Origin of the sequence: Streptomyces sp. RKAG290 (genome assembly GCF_023701695.1) — a bacterium.
GTDB lineage: Bacteria > Actinomycetota > Actinomycetes > Streptomycetales > Streptomycetaceae > Streptomyces.
In genome coordinates this window covers 1,248,424-1,274,802 of record NZ_JAJOZC010000001.1, presented here as the reverse complement: position 1 = coordinate 1,274,802, position 26,379 = coordinate 1,248,424, and the positions used below count along the sequence as shown (strand labels likewise).

Below are 26,379 nucleotides of genomic sequence, written 5' to 3'. Positions count from 1 at the left end.
AGACAAGGAGAAGACATGGAGACGAGTGTGGAACTCGCCGGTCTGGCATCGGCGGCCGCGGCCCGCCTGATTGATCTGCTGGCGACGGACGGCTGGGGCGCGGTCAAGTCCTCGGTCCTGGCGCTGTGGCGGTCCGCGCACCCGGAGCGCGTCGAGGAGGAACTCACCGATGCACGCGGCGAGTTGCTGCAGGCGCGGCAGACGGGCGGCGGCGAGGAGCTCCAGCGACTGCTGGTCGCCGAGTGGCAGGCCCGCATCATCCGGCTGATGGCCACGCGGCCGGACGCCGTCGACGAGCTGCGCGCGCTGCTCCGCGGCGAACCGCGCACTGCCGGAGCCCCGGAACAGCAGATCACGGGCTCGATGACCCTGGAGGCGCATGTTTCCGACGGCGACGCGTTCCTGGCCGGCCGGGACATGACCGTCACCAGGGGCGGACAGGCGTGACCGAGCGCAGCACCGATACCTCGCCCCCCGAGGAGCCGCCCCTCTGGCAGCCGAAACGGCTGGAGGCCCGCGTCACCGGCGGCGGCAGCGCCTTCATGGCCGGCCGCGACCTCCACGTTCGCCTCGGTGACGAGGGGCGCCGAACCGTGGCCGGCCCCGGCGCCGGCGAAGTGCCGTGCCCGTACCCGGGCTTGGTCCCGTTCGACGACGAGTACAAGCAGTGGTTCTACGGCCGTGAGCGCATGGTTCACCTCGTGTGTGAGCGGATGGACGCACGGAAGCGTGAGGGCGGCCCGCTCGTGCTGATCGGCCCCTCGGGGGCCGGGAAGTCGTCCCTGCTCGCGGCCGGGGTACTGCCGGCCCTGGACGACGGCCGGCTTCCGGTGGCGGGCTCGAGCACCTGGCCGCGGCTGCTGCTGACCCCGACGGCATCCCCGGCCCTGGCACTGGCGGCCGCAGCCGGGCTCGACGCCGAGACCGCCCGGCGCACGGCGCCTGCGTGGCGGGCCGATCCCGCACGGTGCCTTGCCGAGCTGCGCGAGATCACCGGAGCCGGCGATCCGGCGCCCGCCGGGGAGACCCGCTCCACGGGCCTGGTCGTCGTGGTCGACCAGTTCGAGGAGGTCTTCACGGCCTGCGGCGACGAGACCGAACGGCAGTGGTTCATCGACGTGCTCGACCGGCTGGCCCGGCCCACGGGCGGGGCGGTCGTGGTGCTGGGCGTGCGCGCGGACTTCTATGCCTCGTGCACGGCCCATCCGCAGCTCCGGGCGGCGCTCCGAGCCGGGCCGGTCCTGCTGGAGCCGATGACGGAGGGCGAACTCAAGGACGCGATCCGCCGCCCGGCCGGCAGCGTGGGCCTCGACGTGGAAGACGGCCTGGTCGAGGTGCTGCTGACGGAGCTGGGCACGGTCGGGGGGCCGGTCGGTACGAGCACCACGGGCCGGCTGCCGCTGCTCGCACACGCGCTGCGGGCCACCTGGCAGCAGCGCCACGGCCACACGCTCACCGTGGACGGGTACCGCGTCACCGGCGGCATCCAGGGTGCCATCGCCACCACGGCGAACAGGCTGTACGACACGCTGCCGCCGCCCTGCCAGGATGCCGCACGGTGGGTGTTCCTGCGGCTCGTCATCGTGGGACGGGACGCCGACGACAGCCGGCGGCGCGTCCGGTACGACGAGTTGCTGCGTCACGCGCCGGACCGGGATGCGGCCGTCAGAGTCCTGGACGACTTCACCCGTGGCCGGCTGCTGACCCAGGACCAGGACACGGTGGTGATGACCCATGAGGTACTGATCCGCGCCTGGCCCCGGCTGCGGAACTGGATCGAGCACGACCGCAGCGGGAACCTCGTACGACAGGATCTGGAAGACGCGGCCACGCTCTGGGAACAGGCCGGCCGGGAGGCAGCCGCGCTGTATCGCGGCAACCGCCTGGAGGCCGCGCTCGCCTGGGCCGAGACGCACGGGCCGGAAGTCAGCGGCGCCGCCCGGGTGTTTCTGGCAGCCTCCCGGCACCACCAGCGGCGCGGGCAACGGCTCCGGCGCGCCGCGGTCGCCACCATCACCGCCCTGGCCGTGGTCGCCTCGCTGGCCGCGGTGTTCGCCTTCCGGCAGGAGGCCAACGCCCGGGACGCCGCCACCCAGGCCCTGCACTCCCGCGACCAGGCCATCAACGCCGCCGTCACGTCCGCATCCGTGCAACTGGGCCCGACCGATCCCTCGCTGTCCGCCCAACTCGCGCTGACCTCCTACCGGATGGACCCGACCCCCGACGCGGCGTCCCGGCTCATCACGACCCAGAACACCCCGCTGGCCACCCGGCTTCCAGGCCCGCGCGGCGCCGTGTACACCGTGGCCTACAGCCCCGACGGGCACATGCTGGCGGCCGGCAACGTCGACCAGAACCTCGTCCGGCTGTGGGACGTCTCCGATCCCGGCCGGCCGGTGGTACTGGGCCGACCCGTGCCAGTGGACCGTTCCGTCAATTCGATCCTGTCGCTCGCGTTCAGCCCGGACGGCCAGGTCCTGGCCGTCGGCGGCCACACCATCCACAACGGCGACGCCGGTTCCGGCGGATTCGTCGACCTGTGGAGTCTGACCAGCCCCAGCCACCCCGTCCTGCTCGGCAGGCCGGAGAGTCCCGCCATTCAGGGCATGGACGCCATGACCTCGATCGAATCGCTGGCGTTCAGTCCCGACGGCCGTACCCTGGCCGCCGGATGGCACGCCGGACTCGTCAGCCTGTGGAACGTCACCCACCCCGACGACGTCAGCCCCGCGAAAGCGCCCCTGAACCTCGACTGCCCCGACGTCTTCTCCCGCCGCATCGCGTTCAGCCCCAGGGGGCACACCCTGGCCGCCGCATGCGAGGACGGCGCCGGCACCATCACCCTGTGGAACACCACCGACCCGGCCCACCACGTCCGCGGCCGTCCCCTGAAGGCCGGGCACCCCGTCCATTCCCTGGCGTTCAGCCCGGACGGCCGGACCCTGGCCGCCGGAACCAAAGAGGGCAACGTCCACCTGTGGAAGGTCGCTGACTCCGGCCACCCCACCCCCCTGGGCAAGCCGCTGACGGGTCCGGCCGAGCCCGTCATGTCGGTGGCGTTCAGCCCCGACGGTCACACCCTGGCGGCCGGCAGCGCCGACCACACCATCCGTTTGTGGAACGTCACGCACCCCGGGGCCATCGGCCCTCTGGGCCGGCCGCTTACCGGTCCCGGCGACACGGTCACCGATGTGGTGTTCAGCCCAGACAGCCGCACCCTCGCCGCCGGGAACAGTGACGGCAACGTCGATCTGTGGAATCTGCCGCCGACCCGGATCATCGGCGCCGGCGGCAATGTGGCATCCGTGGCGTTCAGCCCCGACGGGCGCACGCTGGCCGCAGGGAACCAGAACATGACCGTCTCACTGTGGAACACCGCCGACCCCGACAACCCCGCTCCCCACGGTGATCCGCTCACCGGCCCCAAGGACGCGGTCGACGCCGTGGCGTTCAGCCCGGACGGGCGCACGCTTGCCGCCGGCGACAGTGATGGCAACGTCACGTTGTGGAACACCGCCGACCCCAGCCATCCTGTTCCCCTCCCTGAGACCCTCACCGGGGCGAACGGGTTCATCTTCTCCCTGGTGTTCAGCCCCGACGGCAACACCCTGGCCGCGGCCGGTGACAACGCGGTCGGCAGCATCGTCGTCTGGGACATCAGCGACCCCGCACACCCCGTCACCCAGCCCGGCGTCTCCAACTCACACACGAAGTCCGTCGCATCCTTGGCGCTCAGCCCCGACGGCACGATGCTGGCGGCCGGCGGCGACAGCAGCAACGGCGAGGTCGGACTGTGGAGTACGACGGCCCCCGGGGTCCGTATCGGGGAGCCGATCGACCAGCCGACCGACACCCGCACCTGGGTGGCGTTCAGCCCGGACGGCCGCACGCTCGCCACCGGGAACAGCCGCGGCACCGTCACCCTGTGGAATACCGGCGATCCCCACCACCTCACGCGCAGGGGCAGCCCCCTGACCGTGCCCGGCGGCAGTCTGTGGTCGGTGGCGTTCAGCCCGGACGGGCACACCCTCGCCGCGGCCGGCCACACCGACAGCGGCACCATCAACCTGTGGAACGTCACCGATCCCGACCGTCCCACCCCCATCGGCCGGCCGTTGACCGTGGAGACCGGATTCGTCGCTGTCCTGGCGTTCAGCCCGGACGGTCGCACCCTGGCCGCCACCACCGACGACGGCGTGGCCACGCTCTGGGACCTGAGGGTCGAGTCCGCCATCAGCCGTATCTGCGCCGCGAGCTCAGGCGCCCTGAGCAGGCAGCAATGGAGCCGGTACCTCTTCAAGCTGCCGTACGACCCACCCTGTGTGACCAGCTAGAGACGGGGGCGACGTGGTGCCGGCCTCTCCAGGTGGGGCCGTGGTGCCGACGTGTCAGTGGATCTGGGCCGGTACCCCGCGGAAGGTGCGCCGGTAGGCGAGCGGCGAGACGCCTATGACCGCGTGCAGGTGCTGGCGCAGCGAGGTGCCCGTGCCGAAGCCGACCCGGGCGGCGATGTCGTCCACCGGGAGATCGGTGGATTCGAGCAGCTGGCGGGCGCGCGTGACCCGCTGGTGGATCAGCCACCGGCCGGGGCTCATGCCGACCTCCTCGCCGAAGCGGCGGGCGAAGGTCCGCAGGCTCATCCGCGCGTGGTCGGCGAGCTCGGTCAGGCTCAGGGGCTCGTGCAGGTGCTCCAGTGCCCACTGGCGGGTGCCGGCCGTGCCGTTCGAGGCGTTCTCGGGGACCGGATGGTCGATGTACTGGGCCTGCCCGCCGTCCCGCCACGGCGGCACGACGCAGGCGCGTGCGACCCGGTTGGCGACGTCGCTGCCGTGGTCCTTGCGCACGAGGTGCAGGCAGACATCGACGCCCGAGGCCGCGCCCGCCGACGTCAGCACGTCGCCGTCGTCGACGAAGAGGACGTCCGGATCGAGTGCGATGTGCGGGAACCGCTCCCGGAAGGCGCGGGCGAGTGCCCAGTGCGTGGTGGCCGGCCGGCCGTCCAGCAGTCCGGCGGCGGCGAGGACGAAGGCGCCCGTGCAGATCGACACGATGCGCGCGCCCGTCGGCACGGACTTGAGGGCCGCCGTGACCGAGGCCGGTACCTCCTGGGTGACGAGCGAGGTGTCGAAGGGCGGGATCACCACGGTGTCGGCCGTGGCCAGGGCCTCCGCCCCCCGCTCGACGGTGACCGAGAAATCGGAGTTGGTACGCACCGGGGCCCCGTCGACGGTGCAGGTCACGACCTCGTACCGGCCCTCCGCCGCGTCGAAGACCCGGCTCGGGATGCCCAGCTCGAAGGGGTACACGCCGTCCAGGGCGAGCACGACGACACGGTGAACACGAGCCATGGCAGAATCCTGTCGAAAGATGGCAATCATGCCATGGTACGGGACGGCCGGCTCGGCGAGGCTTGGTGCATGAGCCAGAGCACAGCGAACAACACCGACCCCGAAGCCCCTGACACCATGCGCGCCGTCAGGCAGGACACACACGGAGGCCCCGAGGTCCTCAAGGAGGTCCGGCTGCCGAGGCCGGCACCCGGCCTGAGCCAGATCCTGGTCCGCGTCCACGCGGCCGGCGTCAACCCCACCGACTGGAAGCACCGGGCCAACGGGCTCTTCGTGGACCGCCTCCCGCTGGTACTGGGCTGGGACGTCTCCGGGGTCGTGGAGGCCGTCGGATACGGCGTCACGATCTTCAAGCCGGGCGACGAGGTCTTCGGGATGCTCCCCTACCCGTACGGGGTCGGCTCCCACGCCGAGTTCGTGGCCGCCCCGGCCCGCGCCTTCGCCCACAAGCCCGCCGGCATCGACCACATCCAGGCCGGGGCGCTGCCGCTGGCCGCCCTCACCGCGTACCAGGCGATCGTCGACACCGCCGACGTCCGTGCCGGACAGCGCGTCCTCATCCACGCCGCCGCCGGCGGAGTCGGCCACCTCGCCGTCCAGATCGCCAAGTCCCGCGGCGCGTACGTCATCGGCACCGCCAGTGCGGCCAAGCACGACTTCGTCCGCTCACTCGGCGCCGACGAGGTCATCGACTACCGCACCACCGACTTCGCCGAGGCCGTCAAGGACATCGACATGGTCCTGGACCCCTCTCAGGCGACACCCGCACCCGCTCCCTCGACGTGCTGCGCACCGGCGGCACCCTCGTATCGCTCCTGCCGGGAACCGACCCGGGCGAAGCGGCGAAGGCGGCGTCCCGGGGCGTCCGCGTCGAGACCCTCCTGGTGGAGGCCGACCACGCCGGCATGAGTGCGGTCGCCGAGCTCGTGGAAGCGGGCTCGCTCCGGGCCCACGTCGAGGCCACGTTCCCGCTCGCCGAAGCTGCCAAGGCCCACGCCCTCGGCGAGACCGACCGGACCACGGGCAAGATCGTCCTGGTCGTGGAGGGCACCGACACCCCGTGAGTCACCGGGCGAGCAGGCCCAGTTCGGTGTGCCGGAGAGTCTCGAGGGACTCGATGCGCCGGGCCTGCTCGTCCGTGAGCACGTCGCACACCCAGTCCCAGTGCAGCGCCACCCGGTCGCCGGGGGTGAGGCCGTCGATCAGCGTCCTCCCGCCGGCCGAGCAGCGCACGGTCTCCTCCCGCCACTCGCCGGTGACCAGCCCCGCCCCGTCCCAGCCGAGCGGGCGCGACCGTACGGTCGCCACCTCACTGTCGGCCGCGATGACCACCCCCGTACGGATGCGGCACTGGTCCAGCACGGACAGGGCGGTCGGATTGCCGCCCGTCCGCAGCATCGGCGCCCATGGGTACACCTCGAACACCTGGAAGCTGTGGTGGGCCTGTGCCCGCCGCGAGGCCTCGCGCCAGGTGCCGCCCAGCTGGCCCCGGAACCGGTCCGTCATGCGCTCCAGCAGGGCGCCGGGATCGACCAGGTCCAGCAGCTCGTTGCCGATCCAGTAGGCCTCCACCACCCGCGCGTCGAGCGGGTCCGGGATGCCGGCCGTCTCCGCCAGGTACTCCAGATAGCACCAGGCCCCCTCGAACTGCCTGGCCCGCCGCTCGATGTCGGCGGTCGCGTCACGACGCAGGAGAGCGGCCGCGTCGGCGGGACCGCAGTAGCCGAGCTCGTTGGGCGGGTAGGCGTATCGCGCGAACAGCAGCGCGCCCTCGGCGCTCACTCAGCAGATCCTCGGCAGCTGTTCGCCGATCGGGAGCCCGATCACGCGGCTCCCGCCCAGGCCCGTGCGTGCGACCACCATCCCGGCATGATCCGGTACGCAGCTGCCGATCCGGCACGCGGACCGGCCCAGCGGATGGGCGTGCATCGCGGCCAGTACCTGGTCCGCCTCCTCCTCCGGGACGATCGCGATCAGCTTGCCCTCGTTGGCCACCTGGAGCGGGTCGAGCCCGAGCAGACTGCACGCGTCCCGCACGGTGGCGGGCACCGGCAGCAGCCGCTCGACCAGTTCGATGCCCACGTCCGAGGCGCGGGCGATCTCGTTCAGCGACGCCGAGACACCGCCGCGGGTGGGGTCCCGGAGCACATGGAGGTCGGCGCCGGTGGCGGTCATCGCGGCGACGAGGCCGTGCAGCGGAGCGGTGTCGCTCTCGACCGTCGTACCGAACTCCAGGCCCTCCCGGCAGCTCATAACGGCCACCCCGTGCACGCCGATGTCACCGCTGACGATCACGGCGTCCCCGGGGCGCGCCCGGCGTGCGTGGATGTCGACACCGGAAGGGATCACCCCGATGCCGGAGGTGTTGATGTAGACGCCGTCGCCACTGGCGCGCTCCACGACCTTGGTGTCCCCGGTGACCAGCCGGACGCCGGCGGTTCCGGCGGCCCGGCCCATGGCCTGGGCGATCCGGCCGATGGTGCTCAGCTCGGTGCCCTCGGCGAGGATGAAGGCGGTCGACAGGAACAGGGGTGTCGCACCCGACATCGCCAGGTCGTTGACCGTCCCGTTCACTGCCAGCTCACCGATCGATCCGCCGGGGAAGAACATCGGCTTCACCACGAACGAGTCCGTGGAGAAGGCGAGGCGGGTACCGGAGCCGACCGTCAGGACGGCCGAGTCGCCGAGGTCGGAGGCGGCCGCCGCACCGTAAGCCGGCAGGAACAGATGCTCGATCAGTTCGGCGGACATCGCGCCGCCGCCCCGTGGCCCATCACGACACACGGGATGTCCCGCAGCGGTACGGGGCAGACCCACCCCTCGAAGTCGAGGTCGGGCACTTCCTGCATCACGTCAGTCACTTCGCATCGACCAGTTCCAGTCGGCGGTGGGTGTAGTACGCGGCGCAGGCGCCCTCGGACGACACCATGGTCGCGCCCAGCGGGTTCCTGGGCGTGCATTCCTTGCCGAACGCCTCGCACGCGTGCGGCTTGATCAGGCCCTGGAGGACTTCGCCCGACCGGCAGAGCGAGGACTCCTCGGTGTGGATGTCCGTCACGTCGAACCGCTCCTCCGCGTCGAACGCCCGGTATCTCGCGGAGAGCCGCCAGCCGCTGCGGGGGATCGCCCCGATGCCGCGCCAGGTCCGGTCCGTCACCTCGAAGACATCTCCGAGCATCTCCATGGCGGGTGCGTTGCCCTCCTCGCGAACGGCGCGGGGGTAGGCGTTCTCCACCTCGTGCCGCCCCGACTCCAGTTGGAGGACGGTCCGGCGGATGCCTTCGAGGATGTCCAGCGGCTCGAAGCCGGTGACCACGATCGGCACCTTGTACTTCTGTGCCAGTGGCGGGTACTCCGACGTCCCCATCACACTGCACACGTGGCCCGCGGCGAGGAACGCCTGCACCCGGCAGGTCGAGGACTCCATGATCGCGGCCATGGCCGGCGGCACCAGCACGTGCGACACCAGCAGGCTGAAGTTGCGCACCCCGAGCCGCTTTGCCTGGTACACCGCCATCGCGTTCGCGGGCGCGGTGGTCTCGAACCCGATCCCGAAGAAGACGACCTCACGGTCCGGGTTCTCGCGTGCCAGCTTCAGCGCGTCGAGGGGCGAGTACACCACGCGCACGTCACCACCCGCGCTCCTGACCGAGAACAGGTCCTGGCTGCTTCCGGGTACCCGCAGCATGTCGCCGAACGAGCAGAAGATGACGCCGGGGCGGGCGGCGATCGCCAGCGCCCGGTCGATGATCTCCAGCGGGGTGACGCAGACGGGGCATCCCGGGCCGTGGATCATCTCCACGCCGTCCGGAAGCAGTTGGTCGATGCCGTGCCGGATGATCGAATGGGTCTGGCCCCGCAGACCTCCATCATCGCCCACTCCCGCGTGGTGGCCGCATGGATCTGGTCGAGCAGCTTCTTCGCGAGATCGGGGTCGCTGAACTCGTCGAGGTACTTCACCGGCCGGCTCCTTCGGGGGACTGGCCCTGCTGGGCCGCGAGTTCGAGGCCGTCGCCGAACTCCTCGGCGAGGATGCCGAGCCGCTCGAAGTTGGCAAGGGTGTCCTGGGCCGACCGTTCGTCCAGGCGCTGGATGGCGAAACCGACGTGCACGATGACGTATTCACCGACCGTCACGTCGGGGATGTACTGGAGGCAGACCTCCTTGCGCACCCCGCCGAAGTCGACCTCGGCCATCACGGTGCCGTCGACTTCGGCGGTACTGAGGACACGCCCCGGAACAGCCAGACACATGGTCCCTCTTCTCTGTGGATCCCTTGGAGTGCGCAGGAGGCGGGGCCGGTTCAGCCCGATGCGGCGATCAGGAGCTGGCCGAGGGCGATCCCGCCGTCGTTCGGCGGCAGCAGCCGGGGCCGCAGGACGGTGAAGCCGCGAGCCGTCAGGACGCGTTGGGCCGCTTCGAGCAGCACGGCGTTCTGGAAGACGCCGCCGCCCAGGGCCACGGTGCCGAGCCCGGTGCGGGTGCGGCAGCTCTCCGCGAGGTCGGCGATCAGCGCCGCTACGGACGCGTGGAAGCGCGCGGCGATCAGCTCGGCGGGCACACCGGCCCGTACGTCGGACACCACGGCCCGCACGACCGGGCCCGGATCGGCGACGGCGGGTTCCTCTCCCGTGGCCGGCCTGACGGCGAAGCAGTAGCTGACCTGCGGGGTGTCGCTGTCGGCTCGGGCCGTCCGCGCCAGCCCCTCCAGTTCCACGGCCGCCTCCGCCTCGTACGCCACCTCGTGCCGGACACCGGCCAGTGAGGCGACCGCGTCGAAGAGCCGGCCCATGCTCGACGTGGGCACGCATCCGAAACCGGTGGTGAACTGATGCGCCAGCACGTCGCGTTCCGCGGACGGGCACGCGCGGACCGCCGGTGAGTCCTCACCCCAGGCGATACCCGCCGCGTGCAGGTGCGCGAGCGCCATCCGGTACGGCCGCAGCACACTCGCGTCGCCCCCGGCCAGTGGCACGTAGCCCAGGTGGGCGGCCCTGCGGAACGACTTGTAGCCCGCCACCAGGACCTCACCGCCCCAGGCCGCCCCGTCGTCGCCGTGACCGGTCCCGTCGAAGGCGATGCCGATGACGCTCTCGTCGGCGCCCAGGCCGTGCTCCGCCATCACGGAGGCGATGTGCGCGTGGTGGTGCTGCACGGTACGGACCGGCCGCCCGGCCGCGTGGGCGCGGGCCCACTCGGCGGAGCGGTAGCCGGGGTGCCGGTCGGCCACCAGCCGGGTGGGCCGCACACCGGTGAGGTCTTCCAGGTGCTTCTCGGTCCGGGTCAGCGCCTCGACCGTGGCCAGGTCGTCCATGTCGCCGACGTGCTGGCTGAGCCAGGCGTAGCGGCCCTCGGCCAGCGCGAAGGTGTTCTTCAGGTCGGCGCCCACCGCGAGCGTCGCGGGGACGTCGAACGGCAGGGCGAGCGGCAGTGGGGCGTACCCGCGTGACCTGCGGAGCGGAAGTTCGGCACCGGCCACGTACCGGCTGACGGAGTCGTCGCACGGCACATGGATGCGCCGGTCGTGCCGCAGCCACGCGTCGACCAGCGGGGCCAGTACGGTCAGCGCCGCCTCGTCGTCGGTGACGATCGGCTCGCCCGACAGGTTGGCGGACGTCATCACCAGCGCGTCCGGACCCGGCCGGTCGTCCCCGGTCCCCAGGAGCAGCACGTGCAACGGGGTGTACGGAAGCAGCAGGCCGAGGTCGGCGCTGCCCGGCGCCACCATGTCGGACACGCCCGCCGGCGCCCGGTCGTCCCGGCGCCGGGGCAGGAGCACGATCGGCCGGCGGCTGCCGGTCAGGAGCTCCTCCTCGTCACCGGTCATGGTCACCAGCTCCCGGGCGGCGTCGAGCCCCGCGACCATCACCGCGAAGGGCTTGCCGCCACGCTGCTTGCGCCGGCGCAGCTCGGCCACGGCCCGGTCGTTGCGGGCGTCGCACACCAGGTGGTAGCCGCCGAGCCCCTTCACGGCGATGATCCCGCCACCGGCGACGAGTTCCCGTGCGGCCCGCAGCGCGTCCTCGTCGTGGACCCGGGCCGCGGCCTCCTTGCCGACCAGTTCGAGCCGGGGGCCGCAGTCGCGGCAGGCGATCGGCTGGGCGTGGAAGCGGCGGTCGCGCGGATCCTCGTACTCCGCCCGGCAGTTCGCGCACATGTCGAAGGCCGCCATCGTGGTGGCGGCCCGGTCGTACGGCACTGCGGTGACGATGGTGAACCGGGGGCCGCAGTGCGTACAGGTGATGAAGGGGTGGCGGTAGCGCCGGTTCGAGGCGTCGCCCATCTCGTCCAGGCAGTCCTGGCAGGTGGCGATGTCGGGCGAGACGAGCGTCCTGGCGCCCTCACCCGCGCTGGACTTCTCGATGGTGAAGCCGGTACCGCCGCGGGTCGCCAGCTCGCTCGTACGGACGTCCTCGACGACCGCGAGGGGCGGTGCGTCGTCGCGCAGCCGGCGGCCGAACTCCGCCACGGCGTCGGCGCCTCCCTCGACCTCGGCGAGCACACCGTCACCGGTGTTCGTCACCGTGCCGGTGAGCATGAGCTCGGAGGCGGTGACGTAGACGAACGGCCGGAAGCCCACGCCCTGCACGACGCCGCGCACCTCGAACCTGCGCCGGATCCGCTCTTCCCGGCCGCGGCCCATCATCTCCAGGCCCGCCATGGCTTCCTGGGCCTTCGCCCGGTCGATGAGCTCGACGGCGAAGCCCATGTGGAGAAGGACCCAGTCGTCGCTACGGGGTGGCTCGTCGAGCATGCCGATGTTGACGCGCCGCTGCGCGCCCTCCACGTCCACGAGTGCCAGCTGCCCCGCATACCCGTCCACGATCTCCACGACGCGACCAGGAATGCCAAGGCACATGATCAGGATCTCCGGGGTTCGGCGCTCTTCACGGACGCGGTCGGTACGGCTGACACGAGCTGCCGGACCAAGGTGTGCACTGTCCGGATCGCCTCGGGCACCGCGTTGTCGACGGCTTCACTGAGCCCGATGCCCTCCTCGACGCCGGCGGGGGTGCAGCCCACGAGGTAGGTGAGCGGAAGAGTACCGCCCAATTGGTCCAGGTTTGCAAGGACAGCGACCGGATTCATTCCATGGGCGTCGAATTCACCCGTACCGAGGTCCGCCACGCCGATACGGAGCACCGTCAGCTCCCCGGGCGGGCCGCCGCCCGGGTACGCGTCGACCAGCACCAGCGCGTCGTACCCGTCGAGCAGGTCGTACGCGAGGTGCATGCCGCGGATGCCGTAGTCGACCAGCCGGACCTGCGGGGGCATCCCGCCGGAACCGGCCAGCCGTCGGACGACCTCCGGGCCGAAGCCGTCGTCGCCGAGGAACAGATTCCCGATGCCCGCCACCAGCACCCGTCCGGGCGTGTCCGGTTCCTTCGTCATCCTCGGCTCCCGCTCGGTGAATTGGTCGGACGCGACGGCGCTCCCCGCCGTCTCAGCCGCCGCCGGACTGCAGGTAGGGCGAGTCGGGGTCCTCGGCCTTCTTCGGCTGCACGGAGGTGTCGGAGCGTTCGTCCGAGGTGCCCGACGGCCGGTCGGCCGGGCCGCCCTCCGGCTTGTCCGAGCCGGTGTCGCGCGAGCCCATGGGGCCCCGCACCTCCTGCGGCTCTTCCTCGACCGCGCTGTCCTTCTTCGGCGTGTCCGCCATGGGTGCACTTCCTCACTCACATCGGGATTCACACATCGGAACTCACATCGAGCGGATTCTCAGGTAGCGGCGGATGTCGGGGATCGACCTGATCCCCACGCCCACGGCGACCAGCGCCACAGCCGCCGCCACACCGGCGGTGATCATGCCCAGGCTCTTCACGATCGGTTCTCCTCTCGGTACTGCGCCGTCTCCTCGGCGCTCAGCGGTGTCAGCTCGTCGGGCGCGAAGTAGAAGTAGCGGCCGTACCAGTCGTGCAGGTCCGAAGCCGGGTCGTCGACGAGGACCAGGGCGACGTGCGTACCGCCGTCCACATCCGCCAGGACCGCGGTCACCCTGGCCACCTGGCCGGCGAAGAACAGGTCCTGCGCGTCGGCACGCCGCGAGGGATGGACACGGACCAGGCTGTCCTTGGCCACCCGGACCCCGTCGATCGTCACCGCATCGCTCCCCGGCCGTACCGACGCGTCGGCCGCCGGGTCCCACCAGGGCACGCCCCCGGTGTCGAAGGGGGCCGGCTCCGCGTCCCGGACATCGGGCGCCGGGGCGACGGGACCCGCCGGGGCGGCCGGTGCCGGCGCGTGCGGATCGCGCAGCAGGCCGTGCAGCTGCTGCAGATCGGCCGGCGACATGCCGTCGCACCGGTCGATGATCTCCCGGGCCCGCGGATCGGTGGCCCGTGCCTCCGCCTTCTCCTCCTGGGTCATGGTCATCACCCGGAGGGTCAGGATCTCGTCGATCTCGGTCGAGTCGAACAGGGCCCGGCGCTCTGCTCGGCCACCTCCGGGTAGTCGTACAGGATGATGGGCGCACCGAGCACCGTGTCCGTCGACCCCTTCGGGCCGGCCAGCACGGGCCAGCACCTGCGCTGCCGGCAGCGACCGGCGGCGGCCGAGGCCCCGGCGGGCGGTTCGAGCAGCGAGACGAACTCGGCGTCGTGCGCCCGGAGCAGCAGATGCGCGCCGATCAGCGAGGCGCGGATCGCGGCGTCCTTGGTGGCGACCGGTTCCGGATGCTCGTTGCGCACCGAAACCGTCAGGCGCACGAAGCCGTCGTCGACCGTGCTCCCGGTCCGGATCCGGACCGCCAGCGGCAGCCGGCGCCGTACGATCCGCCCCACGACCGTGCCGCTCGCATCGCTGAGCGGCTCCGACTCCTCACCGCCCGGGACCTGATGGACGCCGTCCGCCGGCTCGGCCAACGGCTCCGCCACGAGGACGATCTCCTGCTCGACCGCCTCGTCCCAGGTCATCACCGCGACCCCGTCGACGGTGAGCTTCTCGACCGGCACATGGCTGCCGTCCGCCTCCCGGCGCTGCACCTCACGGACCTGCAGCTGAAGGAAGCGCAGATGGAGGGTGACCGCCGCCGGGCCCTCGCCCGGAGCCAGCAGACACTGCGCCTCCATCTCCGGCTCCTCGCCGAAACTCGCCGCCGTCGCGCGTGGCGGACCGAGGACCCCGAACTGCCAACGCGACTGGTTCTTGTGCGAGCTCGCGCGGTACGGGTAGAGGAGGTACCCCTCGTACAGCACCGCGTCCGCGACGACGCGCACCTGGTCAAGGCTCACAGGACCACCTCGTCGTTCTCGGCCAGCAGGGCCTGCACGGTCTCGTCCCAGCTGATCAGCCCGCGCCGGGCCCGGAAGTCCGCGAACCGCGCCAGCACGTCGTGGTCCAGCCTGATCCAGCCGGTGTTCGGGAAGTGCGACGCCACCATGCTCCGCCACACCTCGACCGGCATCGGGTACCGGGCCTCGCAGTCCCACGGCACCTGCTCCACCCCGAAGCCCTTGCTGCCGCGGGTGAAGACCGTGCCGGAGAACATCAGGGCGAGGGGCACCGATCCCGCTCCCAGGGCGTGCAGATAGCGCGAACCGATCACATCGAAGTCGTAGGTGCAGGGCAGGGCGAGATCGACCTCGGTGGCGCCGCTGAAGCCCTGCACCGTCGTGTCGCAGCTCATCCACTGGAACGGCTTCAAGGTGTCGTTCCAGCGGTCCCGCCCCCCGAACAGAGCCTGCAGACCGCTCTGTTCGGCGTCGTCGTAATGCCGTCGCTGCGGCTCGATGCGGACCTGGCAGTGCAGCGCGACAGCGTGGATGCGCCTGCCGGTCAGCTCCTCGATCCGCAGCCGGGCCGTCAGCTGCGGCACCGCCGCGTACGGCTCGGCGAAGATGTCGAGCACGGAGAAGGCGAAGTCGTTCACGACGCCCCCGCCCCGGCAGCGGGCCTGCTGCGGTCCGCCACCTGCGCGAAGAAGGCGTCCATCGCGGCATGTGCCTCGGTGCCGCCGTCGAAGCCGCGCCACAGCGTCCGCAGCCTGCCCACCAGCTCGTAACAGGCATCGATCGGAACGAGGTGGCACGATCCACCGCCCTCGGCGGTGCGCCGGATCAGCAGTGCCTCGACGTCCGGGCGCAGCACCGCAAGCTCCGGGCTCGACTCCACGACGGCCGCCCAGGCGTCCAGCGGCAGCTCCGACTCGGTGGCTCCGGCGGGGCCCGGGTAGAAGGCGACCGTGCGGTCCTGGACGGAGTTGCGGAACAGGAAGGCGAGCCCGACGGGAATCTGCAGCTCGTCCCAGGCGCGCCCGTCCACGGTGAGCCCGGCGAAGTGCAGATACCGCTCGGGGACCGCCCGGTAGCGCAGCTGCGCCTGCTCGTCGGTGAACAGCAGGTAGCAGGCCCGGCAACCGCACATCAGGGCGCGGGTGTCGAGGTTCACCACGTGGGAATGGCTCTCGCCGATCGGCTCCGCGCACATCTCGCAGCGCTCCCCGGCGGCCGGCTGCGGCCGGTTGCGCGTGAGGCGCAGCAGCGAGGCCGCCGGGGAGGCGGTCCGGCCGGCCGCGATCACGGCGTCACCGCCACGGGGACGGACACGGAGACGGACGCACCGTCCGAGAGCAGCGGAAGCGGCGCCAGGTGCAGGCCGTCCCCGTCCAGGCAGACGCCGGCCCGCCGCACGTCGTAGTGCGCACGGCAGCCGGCGCACCGCAGGATCGCGTCACCTGATCCGCCGCCCAGTCGCCGCGCCAGCGTGGCACCCTCGAACGGCCGCTCGCAGCGCGCGCACCGGTCCTCGAAGGCGAAGAGGTCCCTCCGACCCGGCAGGCCACCACCGGCATCCTGCCGACATCGACCCGTGCGACGGCACCGGACTCCAGCCCGGACAGCTCCGGGACGACCTCCCACGACGCGCTGTCGCCCTCGGCCGCTCCGGCATCCGTGTGCAGCCGGGCGAACAGCGAGTCCACCGGCACCAGCGGTCCCGCCGCCCCGGCGTCCTCGTCGGCCGCCGTCTCGACCTCGATCGAGGTGATCTCCGGAGCCGCCGCCTCCACCGCACCCTGCACGGCGAGCTTGAGCGTGACCGAGGAGGACGGGCAGCCGTCGCAGCTGCCCAGCAGCCGCAGCCGCACCGTGCCGTCGTCGGTGACCGCGAGCAGCTCCACATCACCGCCGTGCGAGCCCAGATACGGCCGGACGCTCTCCAGCGCCTGCTCGACCCGGGTCTCCACGCCGTACGGGTGCAGCCCGTGCACCAGCAGGACGGTGGCCACCAGGTCGTCGGCGGCCAGCGCGGCCAGCACGCCGTCGTCCAGCCGTCCCTGCTCGTGCACGAGGCCGAGCAGCCGTTCCAGTCCGGCGCCGTAGAAGTCGACGACGAGCCGGACCAGTTCCTCGCTGCGCTCGCGCGCGACCGCGCCGCCCGAGCCGCTGGCGGCGATCAGGGTGTCGATGCGTTCACCGGTGGTACGCCAGTCGGGCACCGCCGGTGGTTCCTCCTGCGCCATCACTGACTGCCCGCGGACTGGGTGGGGGAGTGCAGGAGCTCCAGCTTCTTGCCCTCGCCGAGATACATGTGCACTCCGCAGGGCAGACAGGGGTCGAAGCTGCGCACCGTGCGCATGATGTCGATGCCCTTGAAGTTCTCCCGGTCGTTCTCCTCGAAGATCGGCTGGCCCTGCACGGCGTCCTCGTAGGGGCCCGGCGTGCCGTACGTGTCACGGGGGCTGGCGTTCCACGGGGTCGGCGGGTACGGGTGGTAGTTGGCGATCTTGCCGTCCCGGATCACCATGTGGTGCGACAGGACACCCCGCACCGCCTCGGTGAACCCGCAGCCCACACCCTCCTCCGGCACCTCGAACTTCTCCCAGGTCTTGGTGTTCCCGGACCGGATCTCCACGAGCGCCTTCTCCGCGAAGTGAAGGGCGCAGGCGGCCGCGTAGGCCTGGAAGTAGCTGCGCGCCCGGTTGCGCTCGATGGTGTTGCTCCACTTCGGGACGTGCCACTCCAGCTCCACCGGGCCCTTGAGGGCGGTCTTCGGGAGATTGATCTTGACGCTGTGGCCGGTCGCCTGGATGTAGCCGATGTCTACCAGGCCGGCCAGCGCGGTGGTCCACAGCCGCGCGAGCGGCCCGCCGCCGGTGTCCAGGGCCAGGTAGTCCTTGCCGTCGAACCAGCGCGGCGACATGACCCAGCTGTACTTGTCGCCCAGGTCCCGCTTCTGCGGCTGCGGGTTGGTGTGCTGGTTCCACGGGTGCCGGCGGTCGACCGGGTTGCCGAGCGGGTCGTGGGTCACGAAGGTCTCCTGCTCGTCCCAGTCGTTGTAGTACGACGAGCCGAGCAGGATCCGGATGCCGAGGTTGATCTTCACCAGGTCGGTGGTGACCAGTTTCCCGTCCACGACCACGCCGGGGGTGACGTACATCTTCCGGCCCCAGTCGGTCATGTCCTTGTACTCGAAGTTGCAGTGCTCCGGGTCCTGGAAGGAGCCCCAGCAGCCCAGCAGGATGCGCCGGTTGCCGACCTGCTCGTATCCCGGCAGGGCCTCGTAGAAGAAGTCGAAGAGGTCGTCGTGCATCGGCACGACCTTCTTCATGAACTCGACGTAGCGCTGCAGCCGGGTGATGTAGTCCGTCATCAGCTGGATGGTCGCCACGGTTCCGACGCCGCCCGGATAGAGCGTGGAGGGGTGGACGTGCCGCCCCTCCATCAGGCAGAACATCTCCCGGGTCATCCGGCTGACCTGGAGCGCCTCGCGGTAGAACTCGCCGGTGAACGGGTTCAGGGACCGCATGATGTCGCCGATGGTCTTGTACCCGTGGGCGTCGGCGTGCGGGGACTGCGTGCGGTTGGCCTGCTCCAGGACGCCGGGATTGGTCTCCGCGACCATCTTCTCGCAGTAGTCGACCCCGACCAGGTTCTCCTGGAAGATGTTGTGGTCGAACATGTACTCCGCGGCCTCGCCGAGATTCACGATCCATTCACCGAGGTGCGGCGGCTTCACCCCGTACGCCATGTTCTGCGCGTAACAGGAACACGTGGCGTGGTTGTCGCCACAGATTCCGCAGATGCGACTCGTGATGAAATGCGCGTCCCGCGGGTCCTTGCCCTTCATGAAGACCGAATAGCCGCGGAAGATGGAGCTGGTGCTGTGGCACTCGGCCACCACCTTCTGCTTGAAGTCGATCTTCGTGTAGATGCCGAGGCTGCCGACGATCCGGGTAATGGGGTCCCACGCCATTTCGACCAGGTCGTCCTTGCCCCGGCCTCCTCCGGCACCCTTGTGTTGCGTCGCGGTCATTTATGCCGCCTCATCTTTCTGTTTGTTGCGGTGACTACGCGGTCGTCTACCAGGTGCGTGTGGCGCCGGTCGTGAGTTCCTTGCCGGGCTTACGCCATTTCGGTTCGCGGTCGAGCGTGTGAGTGGTGAGGTGGCGCAGGCGCCGCATCGTCGACCCGTACGGTCCGACCGCGTTCGTCGAGAGCTTCCCGCCGGGGGGCTCGTCCATGAACGGCATGAACTTGTCCGGGAATCCCGGCATGGTGCAGCCGATGCAGATCCCACCGACATTGGGGCAGCCGCCGATGCCGTTCATCCAGCCGCGCTTGGGCACGTTGCACTTGACCGTGGGGCCCCAGCAGCCCAGCTTGACGATGCACTTCGGGGAGCCGTACTCCGTCGCGAAGTCGGCCTGCTCGTAGTAGCCGGCCCGGTCGCAGCCCTCGTGGACCGTCGACCCGAACAGCCATGTCGGCCGCAGCGCGTCGTCCAGCGGGATCATCGGCGCCTGGTCGGTGGCCATGTAGAGCAGGTAGGTGAGCGTCTCCGACAGGTTGTCCGGCTGGATCGGGCACCCGGGGACGCACACGATCGGGATCCCGGCCTTGGACTTCCAGTCCCAGCCCAGGTAGTCGGGAACCCCCATCGCGCCGGTCGGGTTGCCCGCCATGGCGTGGATGCCGCCGTACGTCGCGCAGGTTCCCACCGCGACCACCGCGGTGGCCTTCGGAGCCAGCCGGTCGAGCCACTCGCTGGTGGTCATCGGCTGTCCGGTGGCGGGATCGTTGCCGAACCCGCACCAGTAGCCCTCGTCGTGCAACTGCTCGTTCGGAATGGATCCCTCGACCACCAGGACGAACGGCTCCAGCTCTCCGCGATCGGCCTTGAAGAACCATTCGAGGAAGTCGTCGGCACCCCCGTTGGGGCCGCATTCGAAATCGATGAGCGGCCAGTGGACGGCCACCCGGGGAAGGCCGGGCAGGGCGCCGAGTGCGATCTCCTCGATGCTCGGCTGCGTGGCAGCAGTCAGCGAAACGGAATCGCCGTCACAGCTGAGGCCCGCGTTGATCCACAGAACATGGATCAGTGTGTCCTCGGCCTTTACCGCTTCCTCTGTCGGCATGGCAGTGCCGCCTTTCAGGATGACGGCCTGCCGGCCGTCGGCCCCACGGATGGGTTCGCGCACATTGGTACCATCAGGCCCTGAATCGGGCGCACCGGCAACACGGAGAATTCATCGCCCTGCCTCTGGTATTCGGAATCCGGATGACCGCACACAATGGACCGGTCGGGTGATCCGACCGGGATGCCGGTCCGGTCGCGACACGGTACGGACCTGTCGGCGCCCTACGGTCGGAGCCACCCGCGGGAGAACGAGGCACCGGTGCACGAGCTGGCAATCACACAGAGCGTCGTCGAATCCGTCTGCGAACGCGCCGCGGGGCGTCCGGTCCGTTCGGTGCACGTCCGCGTCGGCGTGCTCACCGCCGTGGTGCCCGACTCGATGCGGTTCTGCTTCGGGCTGGTCACGGAGGGGACGGCCGCGGAGGGGGCGCAGTTGGAGATCGACCAGCCGCCGGGTGCCGGCCGCTGCCGCACCTGCGCCATCGAATTCACCCTGACCGACCTGATCCTGCTGTGTCCCTGCGGCAGCGCGGATGTGGAGATCACCTCGGGACAGGAACTGCAGATCGTCTCCATGAGAGTGGGCTGAGCCATGTGTGGTACCTGCGGCTGTGCCGAGGAGTCCGGCGGCACCAGAATCGTGATGCTGCGGGAGGATGATGCCCCGCCGCACGGACATCCGCATCCGCACCCGCACGACCACCCCGAGCGGGAAGAGGGCGGTGAGACCGTCACCCTGGAGCAGAAGGTACTCGCGAAGAACGACCTCCTCGCGGACCGCAACAGGGAGTGGATGACCGGCCGGGGCGTCGTGGCCGTGAACGTGATGAGCTCACCCGGCGCGGGGAAGACCACCCTGCTCGAACGCACCATCACCGACCTCGCCGGCCGCCGCCCGGTGGCCGTCATCGAGGGCGACCAGGAGACCAGGCTCGACGCCGACCGGATCAGGCGTACGGGCTGTGCCGTGGTGCAGGTGAACACCGGCGCCGGCTGTCACCTGGACGCGGAGATGATGCGGGACGCCCTCACGGCGCTGTCGCCCGCCGAGGGCTCGCTGCTGATGGTCGAGAACGTCGGCAACCTGGTGTGCCCCGCCCTGTTCGACCTGGGGGAGCGCAGCAAGGTCGTGATCATCTCGGTGACCGAGGGCACGGACAAACCGCTGAAGTACCCGTACATGTTCGCCGCCGCCGACCTGATCCTGATCAACAAGGTCGATCTGCTGCCCTACGTCGACTTCGACGTCGAACAGTGCACCGCGTACGCGCGTTCGGTGAATCCGGAAGTGCGTGTGCTGACGCTGTCCGCCACCACCGGCGAAGGGCTGGCCCCCTGGTACGACTGGCTCGCGCAGCAGCCGTAGCGGCCTCGCCGCCGGGGGCTCGCGGTCACCCCTCGGCGCGTGCGGCCGCGCCGGGTGCGGGGCGCTCCTTGCGTACGAACGCCCGGCGCATCCCGTGGTACGGATGATGCGGATCCGCGAAGATTTGCTGCATGCGGACGAGTTCGGCCTCGCGGTGGGCGGCCAGGTCCACCCGGTCCAGCGCCGCCTTCTTGGCGTGGATGCGGGACTGCGTCGCGGGCAGCGCGGCCAGGCGGGAGGCCAGCGCGCCGGCCTCGGAGGCGAACGACTGGGGGCCGCACTCGATCACCCGGTCGATCAGTCCGATGCGCAGAGCCGCCGCGGAACTGACCGGCAGGGCCTCCCGCATGAGCCGGTCGGCCGTTGCCGCGCCCACCCGCCGCGGCAGTGTGTACGTCCAGTACTCCGAGCCGTACAGCCCCATCAGGCGGTAGTGCGGGTTGAGTACCGCCCCGGCCCTGCACCACACCTCGTCGGCGGCCAGCGCCAGCATCACCCCGCCCGCCGCGGCATTGCCGGCCAGGGCGGAGACGACCAGCCGGTCCGTGGTGGTCAGTACCGCTTCCACCAGGTCGTCCATGGCGTTGATGTTGGCCCAGGACTCGGCGCCGGGATCGGCCGCCGCCTCGATCACGTTGAGGTGGATGCCGTTGGAGAAGAAGTCCCGGCCGCCGCCGATGACCAGCACCGAGGTGGGCCTGGAACAGGCGAACCGGTAGGCGCTCAGCAGGCGTTCGCACCCCTGCGTGCTCATCGCGCCGCCGCGGAACGAGAACGACAGGAATCCGGTCCCGGCCTCCTCGCGATAGCTGATCTCGGACCACGTGTCCGCCGGTCCGGTCAGGTGCAGCGGGGCCGGCCGCGCGGGCACGGCGGGCAGCCGCCCGGCGAGCGCCGAGGCGGCGGGAAGCTTGAACGTGGCCGGACCGCCCGGCTTCCGCCTGGGCCGCAGTTCGGGGATCCACACCGCGCCGTCGGTGGTCGCCCGGCAGATCGCGCCGTCGCGGGTGGCCACCACGTCCCCCGGCCGTCCGCGCAGCCGGGACTCGGGGTGCCCGCCGTGCAGGAACCACTCACCGCCCAGCAGGTCGTCGAGCACCCCGGGCTGGGAGTCCGCCGCCCTGAGCTTGCGGACCACCGTCGCGGTGGAGTCCGACTGCCAGTTGATCCGTCGCAGCGACTGGCCGAAGTAGGGGCGGCAGCCCTCGCCGGGGCCGGAGTCCTGCGGGACCGGGGTGTACGTCCCCGACGCGAAGCGTCCGACGGCCAGCAGCACGGCCGCCACGGCGGCGTCCGCGATCTCGTTGCGGTACAGATCGCTCTTCGCCACCGGCGGCAGCGGACAGGCCACGGACGCCCACACGTCGCCCGCGTCCATCTCCGCGTTCGCCTGCAGGACGGTGACACCCCAGACCTGCGCGCCCTCGTGGACGGCCCAGTCGAGCGAGGAGGGCCCGCGGTCGCCGACCGGCCCGGGATGGACGATGAGACAGGTGTGCGCCGACCAGACGTCCTGGGGAATCGCGGTCCTGAGGTACGGCGCCACAACCAGGTCCGGGTTCTCCCGGCGTACGGCCTCCCTGGCCGGCCCGGCCTCGTGCATCAGCTTCACGGCCACGGTGTGCCCGTGGTCCTTGAGCTCTGCCTGCACGCGCTGGGTGAGGCTGTTGAAGGCGCTCGTGAGGAGCAGGATGTGCACGGCGATCTCCCGGTGGCTGCGGTCGGCCCGATCGAGCGTGAGCGTGGAGTCTTGCCCACCGGGCCGTGCCGGGCCGGAAGATGCCGGAAGTTCACTCGAAAGCGCACACCTGGGGCGGCCGGTGAACCCGGCCGCCCCAGGTGTGCGTCAGCGCTTGGCCGACCGCACGATGGTGAACGCCGCGCCCTCGGGGTCGGCGACCGTCGCCACCCTGCCGCTGGACCCCTCCCTGGGGGCTGCAGGATGTGTCCGCCGAGCTCCACCACGTGCTGCGCCGCCTCGTCCGTGTCGTCGACCGCGAAGTACGTCATCCAGTGCGGGCCGCGGTCCCTTGGCAGGGCGTGGCCGACGCCGTGCAGCGAGGCCACCGGGCTGCCGTCGAGGTGCAGGGTCTGGTAGTCGAAGTCCGCCGAGACGACGGCCTCGGTCTCGTAGCCGAAGACCGCCTGGTAGAACTTGGCGACCGTCGACGTCTCCCGGGTCATCAGTTCGTTCCAGACCGGAGTGCCGGGTGCTCCCGCCAGCGTGGTGCCGACGTGCCGGGCGGCCTGCCAGATACCGAAGACGGCCCCGCCGGGGTCGGAGGCGATGGCCAGCCGCCCCGCCTCGCCCGCGTCGAGCGGTCCGACGCCCACGGTTCCGCCGCAGGCACGGATCGTCTCCGCGGTGAGATCGGCGTCATCGGTAGCCAGATACGTCGTCCAGGCGATCGGGAGGTGCCGGTCGGGAGGCAGCTGTCCGATGCCGGCGACCTCCTTCCCGTCGAGCAGGGCCCGGACGTAGGGGCCCAGCTGCTCCGGGCCCGGGGCGAACTCCCAGCCGAACAGCTCGGCGTAGAAGTTCTGGGTCGTGTGCAGGCCGTGCACGATCAGGCTCACCCAGCAAGGTGTTCCGGGTGTACGCCGAGCGGCAGCCTCGGTCATCGTCACTCTCTCCTCGGACCATCGTGGTGGCCGTACGGGGGGAAGGGGCCGGCGCGCCGTTGTGCGGTACGGGATGTGTACGCCCCGTGCAGATGCTTGCACCACCCGGCGCATGATGCGCTCCGGCCGCGCCGCATTTTCCGTGATCTCGACAGAGCCGGTCCCTTTTGTTGCGGTACGACCGTTTCGTCGTCGTTACGGGTGGGCAGCTGACTGCGCGAGTATGGCTCCCATGAAGCCCATCATCTCCGCATCCGAATATGTGAGCGAGTCGGCGGGGCCGCGCCCGCCTGTCCTCCTGGACGTACGTTGGCAACTGGGCGGCCCGCACGGCCTGCCCGACTACGAGGCCGGGCACATCCCCGGGGCGGTGTTCGTCGATCTGGACACGGAGCTCGCCGGGCCGGCGGGCGACGGCGGCCGGCATCCGCTGCCCGACCCGGCGGTCTTCGGTGCGGTGATGCGGCGGGCCGGGGTCGGCCGGGACAGTTCGGTCATCGTGTACGACGGCGGCCAGGGCTGGGCGGCCGCCCGCGCCTGGTGGCTGCTGCGCTGGACGGGGCATGAGGACGTCCGGGTGCTGGACGGCGGTCTCGCGGCCTGGACGGGCGAGCTGTCGAAGGAGACCCCGGTCCCCGCCGAGGGCGACTTCACCCCGGCGCCGGGTGCGCTGCCCCTGCTGGACGCCGACGGCGCGGCGGCCCTGGCCCGCTCGGGCCTGCTGCTCGACGCGCGGGCCGCCGAGCGCTACCGGGGCGACGTGGAGCCGATCGACCGGGTGGGCGGGCACATTCCCGGCGCGGTCTCGGCCCCCACGGGGAGAACGTCGGCGCGGACGGGCGCTTCCTGCCCGCCGACGCGCTGGCGTCCCGCTTCGCCGGCCTCGGTGCCACCGGGGACAGTGCGGAGGTCGGTGTCTACTGCGGCTCGGGCGTCTCCGGCGCCCATCAGGTGCTGGCGCTGGAGATCGCCGGCCACCGGGCCGCTCTCTACGCGGGGTCCTGGTCGCAGTGGTCGGGCGACGAGTCCCGTCCGGTCGCCACGGGCCCGGACCCCCAGTAGCGGTGACCGGGGCGGCGCGTTCCGTCCCGACCACGAACGAGGGCCCGTACGCAACCGCGTACGGGCCCTCGTCACGCTGCGGTCACCCGGCTCAGTCCTGCTTCTTGCGGCGCGTGCCGAAGACGATCTCGTCCCAGCTCGGCACCGCGGCCCGCCGGCCGGGCCGGACGCCGTCCGCCTCGGCCTGGCGGTCCGTCGTCCCGGTCAGCCGGTCGCGGTGACCGGCGACCGCGCGCGGCATCAGGACATCCGCGTAAGCGGCACCGGCACCCGCCGAGGCCGCCGGGGCGGGCGGCTCCTCGGCCTCCGGCTCCTGCACGGCCGGTTCGAGCGCCGGGGGCTCCGGCGGTGCGGGCCGCTCCGGTACGACCATGTCGCCGCGGAAGCTGGGCACGGCCTCCAGCAAGCTGGTGAGCGAATCGCGTTCGCTCGCGGTGACCCCGCCGATGCGCTCCTCCGGCTCCGGCGGCGGAGGCGGTGCGGGGCGCTCCATCTGACGGTCGAGGGCGCGGTCCAGCGGCCGGTCGCGCGGCAGCCGGGCGATCCGCGGCACGAACGGGAAGCTGGGCTCGGGCGCGGCGACGTCGTCGGTCTCGCCGATCAGCGAGCGCGCCTCGTCGTCGACGGCCTGGACCAGCCGGCGAGGGGCGTCGTAGGTCCAGCTCGCCGAGTGCGGCTCACCGGCGACCCGGTACACCAGGAGGACTTCCCAGGTGCCGTCGTCGCGGCGCCAGGAGTCCCACTGGACGGTTTCCTTGTCGGCGCCGCGCAGCAGGAGTCGTTCCTGCACGGCCTCGCCGAGCTGGGGGCCGGTGTTCTCACCGGGACGGCGCACGGGAGTCTTCCGGGCCCGCTCGGCCATGAAGGCGCGCTCCGCGAGCACGGGGCCCTCGAAGCGGCGGACACGGTCGACCGGAATTCCGGCGAACTGAGCGACTTCCTCCGCCGAGGCGCCGGCTCGTATCCGGGCCTGGATGTCGCGGGGGCGGAGGTGGCTCTCCACCTCGATCTCGATCTGGCCGAGCCGCGCGCGGTCGTTGCGCACGGCGGCTCGCAGCCGCTCGTCGATCGGAAGCGTGTACTCCGTGCTGTCCGCAGCCTTGAGCACCAGTCGTGTGCCGTCGTTGGAGACGGCCACGACACGCAGTTCGGGCATGGGGACCTCCCGGGTGGTGCCTGCCGACGTCACGTGCGTCGCTGCTTCCGCTAGTCGAGTGTGGCCTGCCCGGCTGCAGCCTGCCACAACATTGCCGTGTTGCCCGGCGTGTCGGGCGTGAGCCCTTGATCGCCGGTATGACACGGTGACCTCTTACGCGACGCAAAGTGACCGTTGGTCACTCCGCGTAGCCAGCCGCCGTGCGATGCCGTGGCGCCGCCGGATCGAGTGCCTCCTTCGGCCCCCTCCCGAAGGTTCCGGACATCCATGCGGAGTCCGGCCCCAGGGCTCGCCACAGTACTCCATTCGGGCCATGTGGGTGGACCGCCGCGCCGCCGAAGTTCTCGTGAGGCACGGGAGTTGAACCGCCCCGCCGGACGCGGAACGCCCTCCGCGCGTGTCCTCCTTCACAGAATCCCCGTGAACGGAACTATCGGCTTCGCTCAAAGGTCCCTTCTTGTTGCATGGTGGGA

20 protein-coding genes and 5 pseudogenes are annotated in these 26,379 nt (G+C 71.3%); 6 read left to right on the top strand and 19 right to left on the bottom strand.

Going from position 1 to position 26,379, the window contains the following annotated elements; all coding sequences use genetic code 11:
* The first annotated feature begins 15 nt into the window (after nt 1-15).
* Both LNW71_RS05490 and LNW71_RS36410 read left to right on the top strand, forming a co-directional pair.
* Nucleotides 16-447, top strand: a complete 432-nt coding sequence (locus LNW71_RS05490) for a hypothetical protein (protein WP_250967207.1) — start codon at nt 16-18, stop codon at nt 445-447.
* Complete coding sequence (locus tag LNW71_RS36410) at nt 444-4,334, top strand: hypothetical protein (RefSeq protein ID WP_250967206.1); 3,891 nt, start codon at nt 444-446, stop codon at nt 4,332-4,334. The genes LNW71_RS05490 and LNW71_RS36410 overlap by 4 nt, the downstream gene beginning before the upstream one ends.
* A gap of 54 nt (nt 4,335-4,388) precedes the next feature.
* Here LNW71_RS36410 and LNW71_RS05480 read toward each other — a convergent pair whose 3' ends face one another.
* On the bottom strand, nt 4,389-5,348 hold the full coding sequence (locus tag LNW71_RS05480) for a GlxA family transcriptional regulator (protein ID WP_250967205.1): 960 nt from the start codon (nt 5,346-5,348) through the stop codon (nt 4,389-4,391).
* 117 nt (nt 5,349-5,465) lie between these two features.
* Between LNW71_RS05480 and LNW71_RS05475 the strand changes: the two are divergent.
* A pseudogene (locus LNW71_RS05475) lies at nt 5,466-6,412 on the top strand (NADP-dependent oxidoreductase).
* Nucleotide 6,413: 1 nt separating this feature from the next.
* Here the strand turns inward: LNW71_RS05475 and LNW71_RS05470 are convergent.
* The 15 genes and pseudogenes from LNW71_RS05470 to LNW71_RS05405 form a co-directional block, all read right to left on the bottom strand.
* Nucleotides 6,414-7,130 carry a DUF6390 family protein gene (locus tag LNW71_RS05470; protein ID WP_250967204.1) on the bottom strand — a complete coding sequence of 239 codons (717 nt, stop codon included), beginning with the start codon at nt 7,128-7,130 and terminating at the stop codon, nt 6,414-6,416.
* Nucleotides 7,131-8,197 (bottom strand): annotated as a pseudogene (gene hypE, locus LNW71_RS05465) (hydrogenase expression/formation protein HypE).
* 8 nt (nt 8,198-8,205) lie between these two features.
* Nucleotides 8,206-9,308, bottom strand: a pseudogene (hypD, locus tag LNW71_RS05460) (hydrogenase formation protein HypD).
* Entirely contained in the window at nt 9,305-9,601 is a 297-nt protein-coding gene (locus tag LNW71_RS05455) for a HypC/HybG/HupF family hydrogenase formation chaperone (RefSeq protein ID WP_250967203.1), read from the bottom strand. The pseudogene hypD and the gene LNW71_RS05455 overlap by 4 nt, the downstream one beginning before the upstream one ends.
* 50 nt (nt 9,602-9,651) lie before the next feature.
* Entirely contained in the window at nt 9,652-12,207 is a 2,556-nt protein-coding gene (gene hypF / locus LNW71_RS05450) for a carbamoyltransferase HypF (protein ID WP_250967202.1), read from the bottom strand.
* A gap of 2 nt (nt 12,208-12,209) precedes the next feature.
* Nucleotides 12,210-12,740, bottom strand: a complete 531-nt coding sequence (locus LNW71_RS05445; RefSeq protein ID WP_250967201.1) for a hydrogenase maturation protease — start codon at nt 12,738-12,740, stop codon at nt 12,210-12,212.
* A gap of 52 nt (nt 12,741-12,792) precedes the next feature.
* The gene (locus LNW71_RS05440; RefSeq protein WP_250967200.1) at nt 12,793-13,005 is read right to left on the bottom strand and encodes a hypothetical protein; all 213 of its coding nucleotides are present in this window, start codon (nt 13,003-13,005) and stop codon (nt 12,793-12,795) included.
* Nucleotides 13,006-13,047: 42 nt separating this feature from the next.
* Nucleotides 13,048-13,167 carry a hypothetical protein gene (locus LNW71_RS36840; RefSeq protein ID WP_374119350.1) on the bottom strand — a complete coding sequence of 40 codons (120 nt, stop codon included), beginning with the start codon at nt 13,165-13,167 and terminating at the stop codon, nt 13,048-13,050.
* On the bottom strand, nt 13,164-13,718 hold the full coding sequence (locus LNW71_RS05435; protein ID WP_250967199.1) for a hypothetical protein: 555 nt from the start codon (nt 13,716-13,718) through the stop codon (nt 13,164-13,166). Before LNW71_RS05435 ends, LNW71_RS36840 begins: the two co-directional genes overlap by 4 nt.
* Before the next feature lie 11 nt (nt 13,719-13,729).
* Complete coding sequence (locus tag LNW71_RS05430) at nt 13,730-14,575, bottom strand: hypothetical protein (protein WP_250967198.1); 846 nt, start codon at nt 14,573-14,575, stop codon at nt 13,730-13,732.
* Entirely contained in the window at nt 14,572-15,213 is a 642-nt protein-coding gene (locus tag LNW71_RS05425) for a DUF6084 family protein (RefSeq protein WP_250967197.1), read from the bottom strand. Before LNW71_RS05425 ends, LNW71_RS05430 begins: the two co-directional genes overlap by 4 nt.
* Nucleotides 15,210-15,863 carry a DUF5947 family protein gene (locus LNW71_RS05420; protein WP_250967196.1) on the bottom strand — a complete coding sequence of 218 codons (654 nt, stop codon included), beginning with the start codon at nt 15,861-15,863 and terminating at the stop codon, nt 15,210-15,212. Before LNW71_RS05420 ends, LNW71_RS05425 begins: the two co-directional genes overlap by 4 nt.
* A gap of 4 nt (nt 15,864-15,867) precedes the next feature.
* Entirely contained in the window at nt 15,868-16,779 is a 912-nt protein-coding gene (locus LNW71_RS05415) for a NifU family protein (RefSeq protein ID WP_250967195.1), read from the bottom strand.
* A gap of 23 nt (nt 16,780-16,802) precedes the next feature.
* Nucleotides 16,803-18,596, bottom strand: coding sequence for a nickel-dependent hydrogenase large subunit (locus LNW71_RS05410; protein ID WP_250967194.1), 1,794 nt, complete (start codon nt 18,594-18,596; stop codon nt 16,803-16,805).
* Nucleotides 18,597-18,642: 46 nt separating this feature from the next.
* Complete coding sequence (locus tag LNW71_RS05405) at nt 18,643-19,698, bottom strand: hydrogenase expression protein HypE (RefSeq protein WP_250967193.1); 1,056 nt, start codon at nt 19,696-19,698, stop codon at nt 18,643-18,645.
* 261 nt (nt 19,699-19,959) lie between these two features.
* On the opposite strand from LNW71_RS05405, the gene LNW71_RS05400 reads away from it, so the two are divergent.
* The gene (locus LNW71_RS05400) at nt 19,960-20,289 is read left to right on the top strand and encodes a hydrogenase maturation nickel metallochaperone HypA (RefSeq protein WP_250967192.1); all 330 of its coding nucleotides are present in this window, start codon (nt 19,960-19,962) and stop codon (nt 20,287-20,289) included.
* A gap of 54 nt (nt 20,290-20,343) precedes the next feature.
* A complete protein-coding gene (hypB, locus tag LNW71_RS05395) occupies nt 20,344-21,066 on the top strand; it encodes a hydrogenase nickel incorporation protein HypB (protein ID WP_250967191.1) in 723 nt (240 codons plus the stop codon).
* A 25-nt stretch (nt 21,067-21,091) separates the two neighbouring features.
* Here hypB and LNW71_RS05390 read toward each other — a convergent pair whose 3' ends face one another.
* Both LNW71_RS05390 and LNW71_RS05385 read right to left on the bottom strand, forming a co-directional pair.
* Complete coding sequence (locus LNW71_RS05390) at nt 21,092-22,765, bottom strand: hydrogenase maturation protein (protein WP_250967190.1); 1,674 nt, start codon at nt 22,763-22,765, stop codon at nt 21,092-21,094.
* A 147-nt stretch (nt 22,766-22,912) separates the two neighbouring features.
* Nucleotides 22,913-23,688 (bottom strand): annotated as a pseudogene (locus LNW71_RS05385) (VOC family protein).
* 232 nt (nt 23,689-23,920) lie between these two features.
* Here LNW71_RS05385 and LNW71_RS05380 point away from each other — a divergent pair.
* Nucleotides 23,921-24,750 (top strand): annotated as a pseudogene (locus LNW71_RS05380) (sulfurtransferase).
* Nucleotides 24,751-24,841: 91 nt separating this feature from the next.
* Here LNW71_RS05380 and sepH read toward each other — a convergent pair.
* A complete protein-coding gene (sepH, locus tag LNW71_RS05375) occupies nt 24,842-25,906 on the bottom strand; it encodes a septation protein SepH (protein WP_250967189.1) in 1,065 nt (354 codons plus the stop codon).
* Nucleotides 25,907-26,379 lie beyond the last annotated feature (473 nt).